Raw genomic sequence first — 13598 nt, 5'->3', positions numbered from 1 at the left:
GATAATGCCGTGAATAAATTGATTTATTATTCACGGCGTTATAATTATATCAATTCAATTTTTAATCTTCTGCTGGTGTTTTTACTCTGACTTTTCTTTCTAATAAATCCCCTGTAATTGGGTCATAATAACGACTTGGCCAAATTTCAGCGGGGTGGATCGCTAAGAAATTGGCAATAATCCATTCCCCTTTAGGCCAAGGGCGTGATAGTGCATTTGCTAACGTTGAAGAGCTTAGTCCTGCCTCGCGCGAAATTGCGGCAAGAGTTGTCCCACGCTTACGTAAAGCTGCAATGATATCTGCAGGGTGCCAGTCCGACTTCCGTAAAATCATTTTTTAGTCCTTTTTTCACTTAGAATCATGTAGAGTTAGTGGTACGAGTAACCGAAAATTATGATACATTCAGTACATCCGTTTAGTTATTGGAAATAAAATAACAGAAATTTCCTAAAATAATTTCTGATTTTTTCTTAAAAATTCATTTTATGAAACTATCGTGGTTTTTATGAAATTAAATAGAAAGTCAGAATGAATAACTGTGAATTAGGATAAAACTTTGATGTTAAAACTAACTCTTTCTAGTTAGGGATAGAAATGGCATATTTAATGCTACTTTTTACTCGTACTCGTAATATATCTAGATTAGTTAATAAAATTAGTTAAATTATTAGTGAGTAAATTATTTAATTGTCTGTTATTAAAAGAAATTAGAATGCTAATAACAAATATAATTTGTATATTATTATTTATAGGCATAAATAAAACGAATGAGTTAATGAGATTTTGAGAAAATATAGATAGTTTTCAACAACTGAGAATTAAATTGTCATCATGACTAGGAGGGTCAGCATGTACAAGGAATGGCTAACGGCAAAAGAGCTGCTTGGGTTACAAGGGCTTCCCATGACAACTCAAGGTATTAATGCAATGGCAAGGCGTGAAAACTGGGTAAGCCGTAAAAGGCGAGGTATTCAAGGCAAAGCGTTGGAGTACCATATTAGTTCTTTACCTATCGATATTTTTGAGGGGCAGTTTGCTAACGAAACTTCATCTCCTTATCAAGTAAAACGAAATGATAATGCCTTTATTTGGCAGGAAGCTTATAACCAGCTTTCTAATGATGAACGAGACACTATCCTGACATTTATTATGCGTGAAGGCACATTAGCACTAATTGATTTAATTAATAATAAATAATTTACAATTACTTAAGGTGTAAATAATTAATATATAAAAATAATATTATATTGAATTTAAAAAATTTTTTAACAGATGACATTTTAGTAAAGCTGCAACAGCAGGTTTCATAATATAAGTGTGAAGTGAAAAATGAAAAAATTGTGGTTCACTGCCAAAGAATTAGCTGGGTTAGAAGGACTCCCGACATCACCCCAGGGAATTAACCTAATGGCAAGACGAGAAGGCTGGAAAAACCGCCGTAAAAGAGGGGTGCAAGGTAAGGCTGTTGAGTATTATTATGAAAGCTTACCGGGGGAAATCCAAGGGCAACTTAGCCTGCATGAGCCTTCGGTAACTTACCAAAGTCAAAGAACAGATGCATTACAGATCTGGTCAGAAGCGTATTATCAATTGACAGAGTCTGAGCGCAATAAAATAGTGAAATATATCCTGCGTTATGGTTTGTCGTCACTGCTTGCGCAAATCGATGAAGAAGACAAAGGGGAAAAATAGCGTTTCCCCTTTTCTTGACCTGTTTTGCCTTTTCTAGTGACTAAGAATGGCGTTGGATTGCGATATAAGCTAAGCCGATCAATGCATCTTTATAAATTGAATCTTCAATTACATTTAAGGCATCAATCGCTTTTTGTGCTTCTTCTTGGGCTCTTGCATAAGTATATTCAAGGGAACCACAGCGTTTCATAGTTGCAAGAACAGTATCTAACAGATGACGCCCATTGCCTTGTTCAATCGCTTGGCGGATCAATGCTGACTCTTCTTCATTACCATTTTGCATCGCGTGAAGTAGGGGAAGTGTAGGCTTACCTTCATCTAAATCATCCCCCGTATTTTTCCCCAGCTGAGCATTGTCTGCATCATAATCGAGTAGATCGTCAATTAACTGAAAAGCTGTCCCAATATAACGACCATAATCTTGTAGTGCTTTTTCTTGCTCTGGTGTCGCATTGGCTAAAATCGCAGATGCATGGGCTGCTGCTTCAAAAAGACGTGCGGTTTTACTGTAGATCACTTGCATATAGTTTTCTTCAGTAATGTTAGGATCGTTGCAGTTCATCAATTGCAAAACCTCCCCTTCAGCGATCACATTCGTCGCTTCAGACATCAGTTTTAGCACCCGCATTGAATCGAGATCCGTCATCATCTGGAATGATCGAGTGTAAATAAAATCACCAACTAAGACACTCGCTGCATTACCAAAAACAGCATTTGCAGTTTGCTTTCCGCGACGCATATCGGACTCATCAACGACGTCATCATGCAGCAAAGTTGCTGTATGAATGAACTCGATCAATGCAGCAACTTGGGTATGTTTATGACCCGAGTAACCTAAGGATCGACCAGCAAGCACTGCGATCATAGGCCGGATCCTTTTACCGCCACCACTGACGATGTAATAACCAAGCTGGTTAATTAGCGCAACATCTGAATTCAATTGACTGAGGATGGCTTCGTTTACCGCTGACATATCCTCAGTTGTCAGTTCAATAATAGATTCTAAATTCATCTTAATTTATTCATATTATTAGTTTTTGGTTCATTCCCGAAATAAAAAGTTGGGAGACCGATAGAACAGTTATCTTTCTAGCATAACATTATTAATTATAAGATTATCAGGTGTGATGCAAAAAATGTTTAAATAAGTAACAATTGAGTGAATAGGGACAAAATCAACGTTCAAAAACGGTTATTGAGAAAAAAGTCGTATTTTTTGTCATCTAACCGCATTATTGGCTTGTGTTCTGCTGCTTTTTTGCGTAGAATTCGCGCCCTATTGTGAATATTTTATAGCGTGCTCTGGAATTGAAATATTTAGCGGGTACGCGGAAAGCGGAGTTAATATGTACGCGGTTTTCCAAAGTGGTGGTAAACAACACCGAGTTAGCGAAGGTCAAACTGTCCGCCTAGAAAAGCTGGACATCGCAACAGGTGAAACTGTTGAATTTGATCAAGTTCTGATGGTTGCTAATGGCGATGAGATCCAAATTGGCGCTCCTGTCGTTGAAGGCGTTAAAGTGAAAGCGGAAGTGGTTGCACACGGTCGTGGCGAAAAAGTTAAAATCGTCAAATTCCGTCGTCGTAAACATAGCCGTAAACAACAGGGTCATCGTCAGTGGTTCACTGATGTTAAGATCACTGTCATCGCTTAAGATTTAGGAGAGCAGATTAATGGCACACAAAAAGGCTGGTGGTTCGACTCGTAACGGTCGTGACTCAGAAGCAAAACGTTTAGGTGTTAAACGTTTTGGTGGTGAAGCTGTATTAGCAGGTAGCATCATCGTTCGTCAACGTGGTACTAAGTTCCACGCAGGTAACAACGTAGGTTGTGGCCGTGACCACACTCTGTTCGCATTAGCGGACGGTAAAGTTAAATTTGAAGTTAAAGGTCCAAACAATCGTAAATTTATCAGCATCGAAGCTGAATAAGTTTTCTGACCTTTAATTCAGAATTAAAGCCCTGCAAAAACCTTTTGCGGGGCTTTTTATATTCAGATATTTGATCTTTAATGAACTACACACGTATTAAAGATGCACCATCTCTGAGTAGAACAGCCATCCAGCGTTATGCGGCTCAGAAGCGGAGAGAGAATTATGAAATTTGTAGATGAAGCCAAAATATTGGTCGTGGCAGGAGATGGTGGCAATGGTTGTGTCAGCTTCCGCCGTGAAAAATACATCCCTAAAGGGGGACCGGACGGTGGTGACGGTGGCGATGGTGGGGACGTTTACTTACAAGCAGACGAAAACCTCAACACGCTAATCGACTATCGTTTTGAAAAATCCTTTCGTGCAGAGCGCGGCCAGAATGGCCAAAGCCGTGAATGTACAGGTAAACGGGGTCAAGATATCACAGTTAAAGTGCCTGTAGGAACGCGTGTACGCGATTTAGGGACCAATGAAGTACTTTGTGATATGACTCGTCATGATCAACGTCATATGGTCGCTAAAGGCGGTTTCCATGGGCTTGGAAATACCCGTTTTAAATCTTCAGTGAATCGTGCTCCACGTCAACGTACCATGGGGACAAAAGGGGAAACTCGCGAAATACTGTTAGAACTGATGCTGTTAGCAGATGTTGGTATGCTTGGTATGCCGAATGCAGGTAAATCTACCTTTATTCGTTCAGTGTCAGCAGCAAAACCAAAAGTTGCTGATTATCCATTTACCACTTTAGTCCCAAGCTTGGGTGTCGTGCGTATGGATAACGAACAAAGCTTTGTGGTTGCGGATATTCCAGGGTTGATCGAAGGCGCAGCGGAAGGTGCAGGCCTTGGGATCCAATTCCTGAAACACTTAGAACGTTGTCGTGTCTTACTTCACCTGATTGATATTTGCCCTATTGATGAGTCTGATCCTGTCGAAAATGCGAAGATCATCATCAGTGAGTTAGAAAAATACAGTGAAAAGCTGGCAGCAAAACCACGTTGGTTAGTCTTCAATAAGATTGATATCTTAGGTGAAGAGGAATCAGCACAGCGCGCAGCAGAAATTGCCAAAGCGATGGGCTGGGAAGATAAATTCTATATGATTTCAGCAGTTAACCACGAAGGTGTGAAAGCACTGTGTTGGGATATCATGGAATTTATGAATACTCAACCGCGTGATATGGCAACGACTGAAGATACACAGCAACCTGAAAAAGTTGAATTCATGTGGGATGATTATCACAAAGAACAACTTTCTGGTACTGAAGATTTTGATGATGACTGGGATGATGATTGGGATGAAGATGACGACGAAGGTGTCGAAATTATTTATCAAAAATAGTTTATCTTAGAAATGTAAAAAGGCGCGAAAGCGCCTTTTTACTGTCTAAATCGCGTATGATCAGTTTTTCTGATACAGATCTTTATACAAACGGCTTTCAAATCGCACTAATGGTACTCGACGTGTACGTTGCTGGCTCTGTGGTACCGCATAAGCAGAGATAAATTGCACAAAAGCCACACGTTGACCACTGGCGGTTGTGATAAAACCAGCGAGATTATAAACACCTTGTAATGCTCCCGTTTTGGCGGAAACTTTACCATTCACACCCGCCTCATCAAAACCACCACGGTAACGTAAAGTGCCATCATGGCCGGCAAGTGGAAGCATAGAAATAAAATCGAGTTGTTGATCATTTTTAGCGATAAACTGCAAGATCTCCATCATGGTTGCTGGGGTGATTAAATTATGGCGAGATAATCCCGATCCATCTACCATCACGGTATTACCAAGGTCGATCCCCGCTTTTTGCTTCAGCACTTGTCTTACCGCATCGGATCCTGAACGCCAAGTTCCCGGAACACCATAATATTCACGCCCAATGGTACGAAAAACGGTATCCGCTATCATATTGTCGGATTTTTTGAGCATCACTTTCAACAAGTCATGTAGTGGCTTAGATTCGGTTTTGACTAATACTTGTGATTGAGCCGCAGGAAATGTGCGTTTTTTCACATGGCCAGTTAGCTCAATACCCGCGGTGGTTAACTCATTTTTAACAATTGCTCCGGAGTAACTCGCTCCATTTTGTACCGCAAAGGCAAGTGGCAAGGGCTCGCTGCGTTGAGTTAAACAACCTGTTAGGGTGTAGCGGTTCAGTTCACCAGGAACGACATCAAGTTCGCAATAGCGCGCTTCAGGGGAACCTTTAGGTAATGTTTTGACTTCGCTGAACATATTGACAGGGTAAAAACTAGCCGCCTTAATGAATGCAAAATCTCCTGCTTTTTCAGCAGGGTAAAGAGAAACTGAAAAACAGTTACGGTCAATGATAGCCGCAGCGGGTGGCGCACTAAAGCATTGGGTCATATCATTCCAAACCCATCCCGGTGCTTTGTCATGGCTAGTAAAAGCAGAAATATCAACGACGAGATCGCCGTCAACTTTATGGATCCCAAGCTGCTTTAATGCATTCGCCATATTGCGAATTTGTTGGCGGGTTAATGTCGGGTCACCACTGAAGCGGATCACTAAATCACCCGTCAGCGTTTTGTTGCTAAGTTTTGCATCAGTTTCAAAATTGGTGACAAAACGGTAATCTGGCCCCAGTTGCAATAGGGCAGCAAGAGCGGTCACAACCTTTTGTGTACTTGCAGGTAATGCCATTTGCTGTGCATTATAATCAATTAATGGGGTGCTACTTCCCACTTTTTGCGCGACCAGAGCAAGGTTAGTGCCATCAGGTAAATATTGTTTGTATTCATCAATAGGAATCGCAAAAACTTGCGTACTAGCTAAGGTAATTCCTAAAGAGATTATCCATTTTCTGGTTAAAGTTAATAATGACATATATTTCACGCATTAGGGTGGACATATAATACATACTAAAGTGTAATGCCCAAGAAAGTAAACGGTGACCCGTTATTAAGTCTCAGTTAAAATAGCGTACATTATGATAAGATAAATGAGTACATAAGTCTGATTGCGTTTTTTTACTAGAACACCCCCGGTTTTACGCAGGTGTTCGGTGTACTGTTGTTACAAAATCAGGAAGATACTTGTTTTTAGATAGGATTGAACCGAGGTATTTATTAATGAAACAGATCCCGATGACGGTACTTGGTGCGGATAAGCTAAGAGAAGAGCTAGAATTCCTTAAATCTGTCCGTCGCCCAGAAATTATTGCATCTATTGCAGAAGCGCGTGAGCACGGTGACTTAAAAGAAAATGCAGAATATCATGCAGCACGTGAGCAACAAGGTTTCTGTGAGGGCCGTATTCAAGAAATCGAAGGGAAACTTTCTCACGCTCAAGTGATCGATGTAACTAAAATGGTCAATAACGGTCGTGTTATCTTTGGCGCGACTGTGACAGTATTGAATGTTGATACTGACGAAGAGCTAACGTATCGTATTGTTGGTGATGATGAAGCAGATATTAAGATCAATCTGATTTCTGTGAACTCACCGATAGCACGCGGTTTAGTGGGTAAAGAAGTTGATGATGCGGTCTCGATTAAAACCCCAGGTGGTGATGTCGAGTTCGAAATTCTTAAAGTTGAGTATATCTGATTCCTATTTCCCTGAATTGGTTATATTATTTCCCTGATTTAAAGAAAAAGGCCGCAGGCGGCCTTTTTCATCATATAAAACATGCTTTCAATGGCATTTTTATATAAATGATGGGGGATTATTTAGGTAAAATGATTTTGCGGTCTGCCGAAGGACGGTAGATAACAAGAATTTTACCAATAATTTGTACATTTACTGCACCAGTTTCGCGAACAATCGCATCAGCGATCAAATTTTTAGTATCACGGTCTTCGCCTGCGATCTTGACTTTGATAAGCTCATGATGTGCTAATGAGAGTTCAATCTCAGCCAAAACACCTTCGGTTAAACCATTGTTGCCGATCATAACAACAGGGTTTAAATGGTGAGCGAGACTTTTTAGGTGCTGAATTTGTTTTTTATTAAGATTCATTGATTTTTTGCTTGGTTAGTATTGAAAATGGCTTATTCTACCGCCATCTGATATCTATCACCATCAATTATATCTTTTTGATGGTAAAGAAGCAGCAAGTTAGGTGAAGTTCTTTTAGTATAGTTGGAAAGCACAATGGCCAATAAAAAACGTTCGGCAAGCTCAAGTCGCTGGTTGCAAGAGCATTTTAGTGATAAATATGTTCAGCAAGCACAAAAAAAAGGGCTACGCTCACGTGCATGGTTTAAGCTGGAAGAAATCCAGCAAGGTGATAAAATTTTTAAACCAGGTATGACCGTTGTTGATTTAGGAGCAGCCCCTGGTGGTTGGTCGCAATACGTTGTTAGCCAAATAGGTCATAATGGGCGGGTTATTGCTTGTGACTTATTGCCGATGGACCCAATCGTTGGCGTTGATTTCCTGCAAGGGGATTTTCGCGATGAAGCCGTTCTCGCCGCTTTGTTAGAACGCGTTGGCGACAAAAAAGTACAGGTGGTCATGTCTGACATGGCTCCAAATATGAGTGGGACACCAGCGGTTGATATTCCTCGCTCTATGTATCTAGTTGAATTAGCTTTGGATATGTGCCGTGCTGTATTGGCGCCTGGGGGGAGTTTCATTGTTAAAGTGTTTCAGGGAGAAGGCTTTGACGATTACCTTAGGGATATCCGCTCCCTGTTTACGAAAGTAAAAGTTCGTAAACCCGAATCTTCGCGCGCACGGTCACGTGAAGTATACATTGTAGCGACAGGGCTAAAACTGTAGTACCCTGAGCGTTATTTGTTAACACAGTTGTAATATGAGGTTAATCCCTTGAGTGACATGGCGAAAAACCTGATTCTCTGGTTAGTCATCGCAGTTGTTCTGATGTCCTTGTTCCAGAGTTTTGGCCCAAGCGATTCGAATAGTCGCAGAGTTGATTATTCTACGTTTATCAATGAGTTAGCCCAGGATCAGGTACGTGAAGTTCGTATCACAGGTCGTGAATTGAACGTCAGAAAGGCTGATAATAGCCGCTATACAACTTATCTTCCTATGCAGGATGAGAAGCTGTTAGACACTTTGCTAAATAAGCATGTGACGGTTGTTGGTGAACCACCAGAAGAACCTAGCTTACTGACATCTATTTTTATTTCCTGGTTCCCAATGCTTCTGTTGATTGGTGTCTGGATTTTCTTCATGCGCCAGATGCAAGGCGGTGGCGGCAAGGGGGCAATGTCATTTGGCAAAAGTAAAGCCCGCATGCTGACAGAAGATCAGATCAAAACAACATTTGCAGACGTTGCTGGGTGTGATGAAGCCAAAGAAGAAGTGGGCGAAATCGTAGAGTTTCTACGTGAACCTGCTCGTTTCCAAAAACTTGGCGGTAAAATTCCAAAAGGCGTACTGATGGTAGGGCCTCCAGGAACAGGTAAAACATTACTGGCAAAAGCTATCGCTGGTGAGGCAAAAGTTCCATTCTTCACCATTTCCGGTTCTGACTTTGTGGAAATGTTTGTGGGGGTGGGTGCTTCTCGTGTTCGTGACATGTTCGAACAAGCGAAAAAAGCAGCGCCTTGTATCATCTTTATCGATGAGATCGATGCGGTAGGTCGTCAACGTGGTGCAGGTCTTGGTGGTGGTCACGATGAGCGTGAACAAACACTGAACCAAATGCTAGTTGAGATGGACGGTTTCGAAGGTAATGAGGGGATCATTGTTATCGCAGCAACTAACCGTGCTGACGTACTTGACCCTGCTTTATTACGTCCAGGTCGTTTTGACCGTCAGGTAGTCGTTGGCTTACCAGACGTTCGTGGCCGTGAACAAATTCTGAAAGTACATATGCGTCGTGTTCCTATTGACCCAAGTGTAGATACTTTCATTCTTGCACGTGCAACACCTGGATTTTCAGGTGCTGAACTCGCAAACTTAGTGAACGAAGCCGCATTGTTTGCTGCTCGCGCGAATAAGCGTGTTGTTTCTATGGTTGAGTTTGAAAAAGCGCGTGACAAGATTTGGATGGGTGCAGAGCGTCGTTCTCTGATGATGACCGAAGAGCAAAAAGAATCAACGGCTTACCATGAAGGTGGTCATATGATTATCGGTCATTTAATGCCAGAACATGACCCTGTTCACAAAGTCACGATCGTTCCGCGTGGGCAAGCGTTAGGTGTTGCTTTCTTCTTACCAGAAGGTGATGAAGTCAGTCGTAGCCGCTTGAAGCTCGAAGGTATGATTGCAACGGCATATGCAGGTCGTATTGCAGAAGAACTGATTTATGGTCGCGATAAAGTCACAACGGGTGCTTCTTCCGACATTCAGTTTGCGACGAATACGGCGCGTAACATGGTGACTCAGTGGGGCTTCTCTGACCGCTTAGGCCCAATGCAGTATTCGAAAGAAGAAGGCCCAGCGTTCTTAGGTCGCTCTTCAGGTAATGGTTCAGGAATTTCTGATGAGACAGCACGTATTGTCGATGAAGAAATTAAAAAAATTCTGGACCACTGTTATCAACTGGCATACAAAACATTGGAAGACAATATTGATATTCTGCATGCGACTAAAGATGCATTATTAAAATATGAAACCATTGATATGCCACAGATTGATGACCTGATGAACCGCCGTCCAGTGCGTGAGCCAGCAGGTTGGGATGAAGACAAAAAAGTGAGTAATGTCACTGGTTCGTTCGGTACAGGTGCGCCAAAAGCGGAACCTACAGCGGAAAAACCACAGTCTGAAGAGCCAGATAACACAAATAATAGTAATAATGCTGATGAATCAAACCCATCAGATAATAACGACAGCAAACCACAATAAGCGGTCGTGAAATAAAATATTAAGACCCCAGTTCGCTGGGGTTTTTTTCGTTAAGGAAAAATAACAATGCAAATCAAAGCGAGAGGCAGTGTCCTTGACTTATCCACACCTAAGGTGATGGGGATTTTGAATGTCACTCCTGATTCCTTTTCAGATGGTGGCACTCATAATCGTTATCATGATGCGCTTGAACATGTGGCAAAAATGGTGGAACACGGTGCGACTATCATTGATATTGGTGGTGAATCTACCCGTCCAGGGGCTGCCGAAGTTTCTGTGAATGAGGAACTTGATAGGGTTATTCCTGTTGTTGAAGCAATAGCCCAGCGTTTTGATGTATGGATTTCAGTCGATACCTCTAAAGCCCAAGTCATGGCGGAAGCAGCAAACGCAGGTATGCATATCATCAATGATATTCGTTCTCTACATGAGCCAGACGCATTAGTCGTCGCCGCGAAAACAGGTTTACCCGTTTGTATTATGCATATGCAAGGCCAGCCAAGAACGATGCAAGAAGCGCCAAATTATGAAAATGTGGTGCGTGAGGTAAAAGACTATCTTGATGCTGAAATCACCCGGTGTGTGAGCGCAGGGATAGAGAGGCAACAAATTATCCTTGATCCAGGCTTTGGTTTTGGTAAGAACTTGTCGCATAATTACCAGTTATTGGCAAACTTAGAACAATTTCATAATTTCGGACTACCGCTATTGGCAGGGATGTCACGTAAATCTATGATTGGACAATTATTGAATGTTCCACCACAAGAACGCCTCGCAGGCAGCCTAACTTGTGCAGTGATTGCTGCGATGCAAGGGGCACACATCATTCGAGTTCATGATGTCAAAGAAACCGTGCAAGCGATGCAAGTGGTACAGATGACTCTGTCAGAAAAGGAAAAATAAGCGTATGAGCGACCGTAAATATTTTGGTACTGATGGTATTCGTGGCAAAGTGGGTGATAGCCCAATTACCCCTGATTTTGTTTTAAAATTAGGCTGGGCGGCAGGGAAAGTCCTCGCTCGTCATGGTTCACGTAAAATTATTATTGGTAAAGATACGCGTATTTCTGGCTATATGTTGGAATCTTCATTAGAAGCGGGCTTAGCAGCAGCGGGTTTATCCGCATCTTTCACAGGTCCAATGCCAACGCCAGCGGTTGCTTATTTAACACGTACTTTCCGCGCAGAAGCGGGAATTGTTATTTCAGCGTCTCATAACCCATATTATGATAATGGGATTAAATTCTTCTCAATTGATGGGACTAAGCTGCCTGATGAAGTCGAAGAAGCCATTGAAGCTGAAATGGAAAAGCCGATCACCTGCGTTGAGTCAGCTGAATTAGGTCGTGCAAACCGTATTGTAGATGCTGCCGGCCGTTATATTGAATTTTGTAAAGGTACGTTCCCGAACGAACAAAGCCTTGCAAGTTTAAAAATTGTCATTGATTGTGCTAATGGGGCTACTTACCACATCGCACCAAATGTGTTCCGTGAGTTAGGGGCAGAAGTCATCACTATCGGTTGCGATCCTAACGGAATCAACATCAACGAAGAGTGTGGCGCTACAGACGTTCGCCAGTTACAACAAAAAGTTTTGGAAGAAAAAGCGCATGTCGGTTTAGCATTTGATGGTGATGGTGACCGCATTATTATGGTCGATCACCTCGGTGAAAAAGTCGATGGTGACCAAATTCTCTTCATTATTGCTCGTGAAGCGCTACGCCAAGGCCAGTTAAAAGGTGGGGTAGTGGGAACATTAATGAGTAATATGGGGTTAGAAATCGCCCTAAAACAGCTAGGAATTCCTTTTGAGCGTGCAAAAGTGGGCGACCGCTATGTTCTCGAAAAATTACAGGAAAAAGGTTGGCGCATGGGGGCTGAAAACTCAGGCCACGTGATTTTATTAGATAAAACGACCACTGGTGATGGGATTGTTGCAGGCTTGCAGGTATTAAGCGCTATGGTACGTAACCATATGAGCCTACATGACTTATGCAGTGGTATGAAATTATTACCACAAGTGCTAGTTAACGTACGTTTCAAAGGCCAACACGACCCATTACAAAGTGATGCAGTTGTTGCAGCGAACGAAGAAGTTGAAAAACAATTGGCAGGAAAAGGCCGCGTATTACTGAGAAAATCAGGAACAGAGCCATTAATCCGAGTTATGGTTGAAGGTGAAAACGAAGCTGATGTGACTGCAATGGCAAACCATATTGCTGATGCAGTAAAAGCAGCTGGCTAAGTTGTTATTGGTGAAGCTGAGCGATATTTTGATGATTTGTTGTTTTTTTCTGCAAATAATCAAATGGAATTAAAATAGACTTGCTTGTCGGCTCAGCTTTGGTTAGTATTCGCACCTGCTCAATCCCGTAAGAGTGTTTCTTTACGGCCGAAATGAGCAGGTGTGCAGTGATAAAGGTCATAGCATTAGGCTATGCACCGCAACTGAATAGGTAACTCAAATGTATGTAGCTCTTTTAATTATTTTCTTGCTAGCGGCTATCGGGCTTATTGGTCTGATTATGTTACAGCAAGGTAAAGGTGCTGACATGGGAGCTTCATTCGGTGCGGGCGCTTCTGCAACACTGTTTGGTTCATCGGGTTCAGGTAACTTCATGACCCGTATGACTGGAATCTTGGCTGCTGTGTTTTTCATCATCAGTTTAATACTTGGCAACATGACCGCCAACAAGTACGGAACTGGTAGTGGTAGTAAGTGGGAAAACATTAGTGAACCTACAAAAGTCGAGCAACCAACAGACGTTCCGGCAGCACCAGCTACACCAACGAGCGATATCCCTCGTTAAGTGTGAAAGATTCCGAATGAAGGCAACTAATGCCATCATTAAGTAGTAAGCTCAGCGATGAGCAAGAAGTTAAAATTTGAGGTTATTGATTGAATATTGATAACCTCGCCTCAGTGCCGAGGTGGTGAAATTGGTATACACGCTACCTTGAGGTGGTAGTGCCTACAAAACGGGCGTACGGGTTCAAGTCCCGTCCTCGGCACCATTATTTAAGATGCTTGTGATTTACAGGTTATCTGTGTAGAATATGACACGCTTTCGAACGCGGGATGGAGCAGCTTGGTAGCTCGTCGGGCTCATAACCCGAAGGTCGTCGGTTCAAATCCGGCTCCCGCAACCATTTCTTATTCAACATACCTTGTCAGTATCGTGGTCTA

General features: G+C 42.2%; 15 protein-coding genes and 2 tRNA genes. 13 read left to right on the top strand and 4 right to left on the bottom strand.

The annotated features are described in order from the left end of the window. Nucleotides 1-61 precede the first annotated feature (61 nt). Nucleotides 62-334 (bottom strand): helix-turn-helix domain-containing protein, encoded by a 273-nt coding sequence (locus tag M1F17_RS18815; protein WP_004905930.1) that lies wholly within the window; start codon nt 332-334, stop codon nt 62-64. 516 nt (nt 335-850) lie between these two features. On the opposite strand from M1F17_RS18815, the gene M1F17_RS18810 reads away from it, so the two are divergent. Next, the gene (locus M1F17_RS18810) at nt 851-1198 is read left to right on the top strand and encodes a DNA-binding protein (RefSeq protein WP_004905929.1); all 348 of its coding nucleotides are present in this window, start codon (nt 851-853) and stop codon (nt 1196-1198) included. Nucleotides 1199-1330: 132 nt separating this feature from the next. Then, entirely contained in the window at nt 1331-1693 is a 363-nt protein-coding gene (locus tag M1F17_RS18805) for a DNA-binding protein (protein WP_004905928.1), read from the top strand. A gap of 40 nt (nt 1694-1733) precedes the next feature. Here M1F17_RS18805 and ispB read toward each other — a convergent pair whose 3' ends face one another. Beyond that, nucleotides 1734-2705: an octaprenyl diphosphate synthase gene (gene ispB, locus M1F17_RS18800; RefSeq protein WP_096864332.1), complete on the bottom strand. Its 972-nt coding sequence runs from the start codon at nt 2703-2705 to the stop codon at nt 1734-1736. 334 nt (nt 2706-3039) lie between these two features. Between ispB and rplU the strand changes: the two genes are divergently transcribed. The 3 genes from rplU to cgtA all read left to right on the top strand — a co-directional run bounded on the left by rplU (nt 3040) and on the right by cgtA (nt 4966). Continuing rightward, on the top strand, nt 3040-3348 hold the full coding sequence (gene rplU, locus M1F17_RS18795; RefSeq protein WP_004905925.1) for a 50S ribosomal protein L21: 309 nt from the start codon (nt 3040-3042) through the stop codon (nt 3346-3348). A 19-nt stretch (nt 3349-3367) separates the two neighbouring features. Beyond that, complete coding sequence (gene rpmA / locus M1F17_RS18790) at nt 3368-3625, top strand: 50S ribosomal protein L27 (protein ID WP_004905922.1); 258 nt, start codon at nt 3368-3370, stop codon at nt 3623-3625. 165 nt (nt 3626-3790) lie between these two features. Then, the gene (gene cgtA, locus M1F17_RS18785) at nt 3791-4966 is read left to right on the top strand and encodes an Obg family GTPase CgtA (RefSeq protein ID WP_036958779.1); all 1176 of its coding nucleotides are present in this window, start codon (nt 3791-3793) and stop codon (nt 4964-4966) included. Nucleotides 4967-5026: 60 nt separating this feature from the next. Here cgtA and dacB read toward each other — a convergent pair whose 3' ends face one another. Continuing rightward, complete coding sequence (dacB, locus tag M1F17_RS18780) at nt 5027-6475, bottom strand: serine-type D-Ala-D-Ala carboxypeptidase (protein ID WP_272674591.1); 1449 nt, start codon at nt 6473-6475, stop codon at nt 5027-5029. A 245-nt stretch (nt 6476-6720) separates the two neighbouring features. On the opposite strand from dacB, the gene greA reads away from it, so the two are divergent. Continuing rightward, nucleotides 6721-7197 (top strand): transcription elongation factor GreA, encoded by a 477-nt coding sequence (gene greA, locus M1F17_RS18775; RefSeq protein ID WP_004905916.1) that lies wholly within the window; start codon nt 6721-6723, stop codon nt 7195-7197. Nucleotides 7198-7315: 118 nt separating this feature from the next. On the opposite strand, the gene yhbY is transcribed toward greA, so the two are convergent. Next, nucleotides 7316-7609 (bottom strand): ribosome assembly RNA-binding protein YhbY, encoded by a 294-nt coding sequence (yhbY, locus tag M1F17_RS18770; protein ID WP_004905914.1) that lies wholly within the window; start codon nt 7607-7609, stop codon nt 7316-7318. A 135-nt stretch (nt 7610-7744) separates the two neighbouring features. Here yhbY and rlmE point away from each other — a divergent pair, with 135 nt between their 5' ends. From rlmE to M1F17_RS18735, 7 genes are all read left to right on the top strand, one after another. Further along, nucleotides 7745-8374, top strand: coding sequence for a 23S rRNA (uridine(2552)-2'-O)-methyltransferase RlmE (gene rlmE, locus M1F17_RS18765; protein ID WP_004905912.1), 630 nt, complete (start codon nt 7745-7747; stop codon nt 8372-8374). A gap of 57 nt (nt 8375-8431) precedes the next feature. After that, on the top strand, nt 8432-10411 hold the full coding sequence (ftsH, locus tag M1F17_RS18760; RefSeq protein ID WP_094961652.1) for an ATP-dependent zinc metalloprotease FtsH: 1980 nt from the start codon (nt 8432-8434) through the stop codon (nt 10409-10411). A 66-nt stretch (nt 10412-10477) separates the two neighbouring features. Beyond that, entirely contained in the window at nt 10478-11314 is an 837-nt protein-coding gene (gene folP / locus M1F17_RS18755; protein WP_094961651.1) for a dihydropteroate synthase, read from the top strand. A 4-nt stretch (nt 11315-11318) separates the two neighbouring features. Further along, nucleotides 11319-12656, top strand: a complete 1338-nt coding sequence (gene glmM, locus M1F17_RS18750; RefSeq protein WP_004905906.1) for a phosphoglucosamine mutase — start codon at nt 11319-11321, stop codon at nt 12654-12656. A gap of 220 nt (nt 12657-12876) precedes the next feature. After that, nucleotides 12877-13221 carry a preprotein translocase subunit SecG gene (gene secG, locus M1F17_RS18745; protein WP_004905902.1) on the top strand — a complete coding sequence of 115 codons (345 nt, stop codon included), beginning with the start codon at nt 12877-12879 and terminating at the stop codon, nt 13219-13221. Between the two features lie 115 nt (nt 13222-13336). Further along, nucleotides 13337-13426, top strand: a tRNA-Leu gene (locus M1F17_RS18740). Between the two features lie 58 nt (nt 13427-13484). Next, nucleotides 13485-13561, top strand: a tRNA-Met gene (locus tag M1F17_RS18735). The last annotated feature ends 37 nt before the right edge of the window (nt 13562-13598 follow it).

This window comes from Providencia sp. PROV073 (genome assembly GCF_033688125.1).
GTDB classification, from domain to species: domain Bacteria; phylum Pseudomonadota; class Gammaproteobacteria; order Enterobacterales; family Enterobacteriaceae; genus Providencia; species Providencia hangzhouensis.
This window is presented reverse-complemented; position numbering and strand designations above follow the sequence as displayed.